Genomic DNA, 7085 nt, shown 5'->3' on the forward strand with positions numbered 1-7085 from the left:
CCACCAGGCTAAAATCGCCGGGATTGAGCCCACCCAGACTGAGTGCGCTGATGGTCAGGCTGGCCCCGCCAATCTCACTAACACTCAGGTTGCGGTCGCGGCTGCCACCCACCAGAGCCTGGCCAACATCAAGCGGGCCAGGAGCCGCCGGATTGCTCGCAAAACCAGGCGTCGGTGCGGCGACGGCGTTGCAACTCAAGACATAGTTCAGGGTCGGCTGAGCCGGGTCGTCACTGCTCACGCTCAGCGTCGCGCTCCGCAGTCCGGGTGTCCCCGTTGGCGCACACCCCAGATTCAGGCTGCCACTCGTGCCCGGATCAAGCGTGAGCGGGAGGTTTGAGATAACATTGAAACTTGACGCAGCTGGCGCACTGAGCTGGGCCGTGCTCAACGTGAGCGGGGCATCGCCCGTATTAGAGAGCTCGATGCTCAATGGCTGGCGAGTGCCGACGGTCACATTGCCAAAATTGAGCGGGCCGGGCGGCAGCGGGGTTAGGTTGGTCACCGGCGCTGGCGCCGGGAGCTCGAAGGCCCCAATATCGCAGCGATTGCCTTTAGGGCGACTGAAACCCCGCACATCCTGGTTATCAACCTCGGTGCTGGCACAGGTGGCCGGATCGCCCGCATCACGCAACGGACTGGCCCCCGTTGGACGGCTGGTCAGCATCGGACTAAGCGGGCCGCCATTGAAACTCGGCGCAGCAAAGCTCGCGCTGGTCGCACTCAGGTCGCCGGGTTGATTCAACCCACAACTGCTACCGTCGTCCAGGTTATGACCGAGCGACGTGAGGCTGCCGCCCGCGCAGCCGCCCACCAGCGCCGTATTCACCAGCCGCAGCGTACCATCAGGCTGATTGAACAGCGCCGCCCCCTGGCCGCCGGCACTATTGGCGGTGATCGTCACATTGCGCAGATCTACAAGAGCAACGCCGCCACTAGGGTCTTCATTGAACAGCCCGCCGCCATTGGCGGTCGCTGCATTGGCGGTCAATTCTACATTGGCGAGGCTCAGCCCAAAGTCGCCACTGTTCGCAATGGCGCCGCCGCTGCCCGTCACCAGATTGTTGAGCAGCACACTGCGCACAATGCTCGTCAGGCCGCCGCTGTTCTTTTTCAGTTATGGACTCGTGCGCGCAGTTGCGCAGAGGCTTGGGTAGGCTGCGCAATTGCGTGGTAAGCTTTCTGGCGGTGGAACTTGGCTACGAGCGTGTGGCTGTTCGAGGCAGCGCACACACTGGTGATCTGAGGGTTTGCTCACGCATGTCAGTGGTAAAGCGCACCCACATCCAGCGACTGTAATTGACAGACACGGTAAAATTGAGCTATGCTCGCACCAGTTATCACAACGAAGCTGCTCATCCCGCCGCTCCGTCTAGGCGCGATCGCACGTCCAGGCCTGATCGCCCGCCTTGATGCCGGCCTGCAGCGCCCGTTCACCCTGATCTCGGCTCCGGCCGGCTTCGGCAAAACCACTCTGCTCAGCAACTGGCTGGCCGATTGTCGTCGGCCCGTCGCCTGGCTCTCACTCGATGCCGACGATAGCGACCCGATGCGCCTGCTCGCTCACCTGGTCGCGGCGCTACAGACGATCGCCCCAACCTGGGGGGCTGGCCTGCGCGAGTTGCTACAATCGCCCCAGCCGCCGACCCTCGCAGCCATGACACCGACCCTGGTCAACGATTTGGCCGCTGTTTCAGAGCCGTACATGCTGGTGCTCGATGACTATCATCTGGTTGAGGCTACGGCGGTTGACCGGCTCTTCGCGACGCTGCTCGATCAGCCGCCGCCCCAGTTGCACCTCGTCGTCGTGACCCGCGAGGATCCACCGCTGCCTCTGGCTCGCCTGCGCGCCCGCGGCCAACTCAGCGAACTGCGGGCCGCCGACCTGCGTTTCACCCCCGCCGAGGCGGCGGCCTTTCTCTCCCAGGTCATGGGCCTAAGCCTCACCGCCGACGTCATCGCCGCCCTCGAGCAGCGCACCGAGGGTTGGATCGCCGGCCTCCAATTGGCCGCCCTCTCGCTGCAGGGCCACACCGACCCGGCCGGTTTTGTCGCGGCCTTTGGTGGCAGCCACCGCTTTGTGTTGGACTACCTGCTGGAGGAGGTGCTCCACCGCCAACCTGCGCCCATTCAGGAGTTTCTGCTGCAGACCGCGATCCTCGACCGGCTCTGCGGCCCGCTCTGCGATGCACTGCTGGCCCGCCCGGACGGGGCCGGGCAGGTCGCCCTCGAGGCGATCGAGCGCGCCAACTTGTTCCTTATCCCGCTCGATCATGAGCGGCGCTGGTATCGCTACCACCACCTGTTCAGAGACCTGCTGCAAACACGACTGCAGCAGTCTGCGCCTGCCACGATCCACGACCTGCACAGGCGGGCGAGTGTCTGGTATGAGGCGAACGATTTTGCACGCGAGGCCTTCGAGCACGCTGCCGCGACCGGCGATCTCGATCGCGCTGCGAATCTGATCGCGGGCGAGGGGCTACCCCTGCACTTCCGCAGTATCGTGCAACCCGTGCTGCGCTGGCTGGCGACGCTGCCGCGAGCAACACTGGACGCACGCCCGGCGCTGTGGGTGACTTATGCCTCGGCGGCGACCATGCGCGGCGAGCCAGAAGCGAGCGTCGAAGCGAAGCTCCAGGCGGCTGAGGCGGCCCTGCTCGGCGGCGCGCCGGATGACACCACCCGCGACCTGCACGGTCAGATCGCCGCCATCCGAGCCATGCTTGCAGTTCCCAAGGGTCACGCCGAGACGATCATCGCTCAATCACGCTGCGCCCTCGAGTTGCTGCGCCCGGATAATCTATCGCTCCGCACGACGACTACCTGGACGCTCGGCCTGGCTTACCAGCTCCAGGGTGAGCGGGCCGCGGCCGCGAGGGCCTTTGCCGATGCGATCACGGCCAGCCAGGTCTCGGGTAACACGATGATCACCATCGCGGCAACGACGTGCCTCGGCCAGATCCAGGAGTCGCAGAACCAGCTCGACTCGGCGCTCGGCGCCTACCGGCACGTCCTGACGCTGGCCGGCGACCCGTCCCCGCCGTTCACATGTGAGGCCGTGCTTGGCATGGCCCGGATCTCCTACGCCTGGAACGACCTAGACGCCGCCGAGCGGCACGGGCAGCAGAGCCTCGCCCTGGCCCGGCAGCTGCCCAACGTCGACACCCCAGTGAGCTGTCTGATCCTGCTGGCGCAGGTGCGGCTCGCCTGGGGCGACCCAGCCGGTGCCGACGAGTTGCTGGAAGAGGCCGTGCAGATCGTGCGCGAGGGCGGCTTTCTCCATCGCATGACTGGCATCGCGGAAGTGCAGGTGCAGACGCTGCTGCGCCAGGGCCGCCTGGATGCGGCCGCGCAGTTGGCGCAGGCGCACGAGCACCCGCTTGCCCTGGCCCGGGTCAACCTGGCCCGGGAGGCGCCATCGGCCGCACTGGCGCTCCTAGAGCCGCTGCACCGGCAGGCCGAGGCGCAGAACTGGCCGGACCAGCAACTCAAGGCGGCGCTGCTTCAAGCGCTGGCCCATGCTGCGCGGGGCGACGCAAAGCAGGCCCTGGCCCTGCTCGACGAGGGGCTGGCGCTGGCCAAGCCGGGGCGTCTTGTCCGGCTTTTCGTCGACGAAGGTGCGCCAATGGCTCAGTTATTGGCTGCGGTCGCCGCTCGTGGTTCGCAGCGCGATGCCGCCGCGACGCTGCTGGCGGCCTTCCCCGCTGTAGAGGCACCACCCGACGGCGGCGCAGTGTCGCCTCAGCCCCTGTTGGCCCAACCGCTGGCCGAGCCGCTTAGCCCGCGCGAGATCCAGATCCTGCGGATGATCGCCCAAGGGCGCTCGAACTTCGAGATCAGCGAGCAACTCGCCCTGGCTGAGAGCACTGTCAAGGGATACAACCGCAACCTTTTCGACAAACTTCAGGTGCGACGGCGCACCGAGGCTGTCGCCCGTGCCCGCGAACTAGGGCTGCTGTAGTGCCACGCGACGGCCGGATCATACTTTCGTACGGCCAGCACCTCCCACACTCACTAGCAAGTGACCAACTTTCCCTCCTTTCGTAGCTACAAGCGTCCGTGCTACAGGTCTATGCTAGAGCATATTGGGCCGACGCAATGGCCTCGGCCCGCGCTCGATCATAAATGAAAGGAAAAAAGATGCACCCGACCACCGCCACTCTGAGAGCCACGCAGCCGACTCAATCCGCCACCGGGCGGGCACCGCAAGGGCTGGCCCGCCTCGCTGGCGCGCTCTACCTTGTGATCACCGTTGCCGCGATCGTCGCCCACATCTATGTGCCGGCCCAACTGAACCTGGGGGCCGATCCCGCGACCACCGACGCACTGCTGCGGGTCGCAGTTGGCAGCGAACTGGTCGTCTTGCTCAGCGAGGTCGTGCTCTCGCTGGTGCTGTACATTCTCTTTGCCCCGGTGAGCCGCATGCTCGCGCTGACAGCGGCGGTGTTCCGGCTGATCATGACCACGATCCACGGGGTGAATCTGCTCAACTACTTCTTTGTCCTGCTCCTGATCGGCGCCAGCGGGCCGACCGGCCTCTCGCCGGAGCAGCGCGATGCGCTTAGCCGCTTCTTCCTCGACGCCCATAGCTACGGGTTCACGATCGGGATCGTCTTTCTGGTGCCCCACGTATTTGTGCTCGGCTACCTGATTTATCGGTCGGATTACTTCCCGCGCGTGCTCGGCATCCTGTTCCTCCTCGCCGCTTGCGGCTACCTGTTCGACAGCCTCGCGCTGCTCTTCTTCCCGGGCTACACCAGCACGCCTGCAGCCGTGGCGCTGCCGATCGCGGTGGCCGAAATCGCCTTCCCGGTGTGGCTCCTGACGCGGGGGGTGCGCACGGATCGTTGGGGCGAGCGCACTGCGGCCGCCAGCTACAGCAACCCGCGTGAGGCCTAGCCCGGTTGGCGCGCCTAGCCACCAGGTGCAGTCGTCGGCGCTGCCCGACGTGTCACGGCGTAAGGTTGAGGCTGCTGAGCTTCAAGGCGGGTGGTGCTGCATGCTGTACCGCTACAAGCGCAGCGAACGGCGGCCTGGTTGTCGGCATGTTGAGCGCCGCGCTTGCGCCACTGCCCGACACCAACCCGCGATCAAGGCCGGTATGGGTGCGCTCACTGCTGCGCTGGCTGGCGATCCGCTCGTGGATCGCTGCCAGCAGGGGCGCATGGGCCAACCCCAGACGCTCCTGCCGCATCCTTCCACCGCATGGCCCTGCGCTGCAAACGCCACAGCGAGAAAGCGAATGTCCTCATGAAACCATATCTAATCGGTATCTGCCTCGTATTGCTGATCAGCGCGTGCGCTCGATCAGAACCTGCACCATGGAACGGCCCCAAATTAAGCTGGCCCCGCGATCAACTGACGGTGGCGCAGCTACAAGCAGACGAGCTTCTTCCGCTGATCGATATGAGCTATTTCGCAAAACCCGCCTGGGCGACCGAGGCTGCCCATCATTTTTCTGGTTCTGTTTCGTTCGTCGAGACAGCATTGACCTTCCCTAAGAACCGAGCGGCCTATGCCGGCGAAGACATTTTTCCTGCGTTTTCCGTGGATCTGATCGCCCACGAGGGAACATTGATCCCCGTTCAAACCGGGCCGATCGTCGCCGGGGGGCAGCGTAATAGCTTCTGGGATGTGATCGTTGGCCCCGGCCGGGTGTGGCAGGAAGAGACCGATGATGAGTGGAGTCGCGCATCTTTGCCACTGTCGATGATTGATAGATACATGGGGCAAGTGCGGAATTGTGTCGCGGCGTTTACCTACCAACCTGACACGATCAGCAATATCTACCTGCAGTGCAGTCAGGAAACTGCCGACTTCAACGACAATTCTGGGGGTGATCTTCGTGTCATGCTGGCGGAGAGTGTTTACCAGCCTACGAACTTCCTGAACGCAGAACAGGTGATTGCAGAGCACATTCAGCACCAGGCGCGAAGGCTCGCCGTTTTGCCACTGAACACGATCGACCCCGACGGCCATATCGGGGCCTATTTCAACAAATCGCTATGGACTAATGCTTCAACGAGCCTGGGCGCCGTCGTAGTCGGTGAACAGATCTATCTGCACCCGCCGAGGACGCGGCACGGCGTCTACCCGTATCCCAATGAAATGCGCCATGGCGTCTGGTCAGTCACGAAGAGCATGGCGGGGGCGCTGGCGTTGTTCTATCTGGCAGAGCGGTACGGTGACGCTGTGTTTGATGAACTTGTCACCGCATATGTGCCCGCATTGGCAGACCATTCTGCCTGGCAAGGGGTTACATTCGCGCATACGCTGAACATGGCGACGGGTACAGAGGGCAGCGAGGCTGCCGAGCACCTTCTCAATATACTGGTTTTGGCGCGGACGGCGGAAGAGAGCATCAACAACATCGCCCGGCTTGGTGACTACCCCGAGTCACCGGGAGAACAATACAACTATGCCTCGACGAATCTGTTTGTCTTGTCCTATGCCATGCAGAGCTATGTAGAGGAGCAAGAAGGCCCGGGTGTTTATTACTGGGATCTCGTACATGAAAACGTTTTGAAACCAATCGGCGCAGAGTACTTTACCTTGCGACATACGCTGGAGAGCGACGGCTCACAGGGCCTTCCCATCCTGGCATATGGCGCAATGCCGACGCTCGATGAGGCGGCAAAAATCGCTGTGCTGATGGCAAACGAAGGTGAGTACAAAGGTCAGCAGCTCCTGAGCCGCGAAAAAGTCCGTGAAGCCCTTGGCCGTAGCGATTGGGCGGGCTACGCCACCGACGAGCGCGGGGTGACATATCGGCACTCGTTTCGCTCGAGATTGGTGCGCATTTCGAACCTCTGTACTGTAGACGTGCATTATATGCTGGGCTACGGCGCCAATCTCGTGCTGCTCTTGCCAGATGATGTTGTTGTGCTCCGCTTCATGGACGAATTCGACTTTGCGCTCGACGATCTGACCCGGCGCGTGGCGAAGCAGATTCCTTTGTGTCGATGAGCCAGGCGGCTGAGCGACACCAGGGCGATCATGCTGAAGAAGGATCTTAGCGCCACACGAGCGGCAGATACGCGGTCGGGATATGCACGACGATCGCGGCCGACTCGCCGCCGCCCGGC

At 63.5% G+C, this 7085-nt stretch carries 5 protein-coding genes; 3 read left to right on the plus strand and 2 right to left on the minus strand.

Features of this window, described 5'->3' with window-relative positions; translation table 11 throughout:
* On the minus strand, positions 1-1084 hold a 1084-nt coding region (locus tag EKD05_RS24830; RefSeq protein WP_129678239.1), incomplete at its 3' end, for a choice-of-anchor D domain-containing protein.
* Between the two features lie 240 nt (positions 1085-1324).
* On the opposite strand from EKD05_RS24830, the gene EKD05_RS24835 reads away from it, so the two are divergent.
* Both EKD05_RS24835 and EKD05_RS24840 read left to right on the plus strand, forming a co-directional pair.
* Complete coding sequence (locus tag EKD05_RS24835; protein WP_129678241.1) at positions 1325-3961, plus strand: LuxR C-terminal-related transcriptional regulator; 2637 nt, start codon at positions 1325-1327, stop codon at positions 3959-3961.
* A 179-nt stretch (positions 3962-4140) separates the two neighbouring features.
* Entirely contained in the window at positions 4141-4899 is a 759-nt protein-coding gene (locus EKD05_RS24840) for a DUF4386 domain-containing protein (protein WP_165360965.1), read from the plus strand.
* A gap of 52 nt (positions 4900-4951) precedes the next feature.
* Here EKD05_RS24840 and EKD05_RS24845 read toward each other — a convergent pair whose 3' ends face one another.
* A complete protein-coding gene (locus EKD05_RS24845) occupies positions 4952-5194 on the minus strand; it encodes a hypothetical protein (protein WP_129678245.1) in 243 nt (80 codons plus the stop codon).
* Between the two features lie 56 nt (positions 5195-5250).
* Here EKD05_RS24845 and EKD05_RS24850 point away from each other — a divergent pair, with 56 nt between their 5' ends.
* Positions 5251-6966 carry a serine hydrolase domain-containing protein gene (locus tag EKD05_RS24850; RefSeq protein ID WP_165360966.1) on the plus strand — a complete coding sequence of 572 codons (1716 nt, stop codon included), beginning with the start codon at positions 5251-5253 and terminating at the stop codon, positions 6964-6966.
* Positions 6967-7085: the final 119 nt, after the last annotated feature.

This window comes from Candidatus Chloroploca sp. Khr17, from assembly GCF_004138165.1.
GTDB lineage: Bacteria > Chloroflexota > Chloroflexia > Chloroflexales > Chloroflexaceae > Chloroploca.

What these genes read in the sequence shown, in the direction of transcription:
- EKD05_RS24845 (WP_129678245.1), bottom strand. Translation starts at nt 5,194, where the DNA reads ATGCGGCAGGAGCGTCTGGGGTTGGCCCATGCGCCCCTGCTGGCAGCG.
- EKD05_RS24850 (WP_165360966.1), top strand. Translation starts at nt 5,251, where the DNA reads ATGAAACCATATCTAATCGGTATCTGCCTCGTATTGCTGATCAGCGCG.
- EKD05_RS24840 (WP_165360965.1), top strand. Translation starts at nt 4,141, where the DNA reads ATGCACCCGACCACCGCCACTCTGAGAGCCACGCAGCCGACTCAATCC.
- EKD05_RS24835 (WP_129678241.1), top strand. Translation starts at nt 1,325, where the DNA reads ATGCTCGCACCAGTTATCACAACGAAGCTGCTCATCCCGCCGCTCCGT.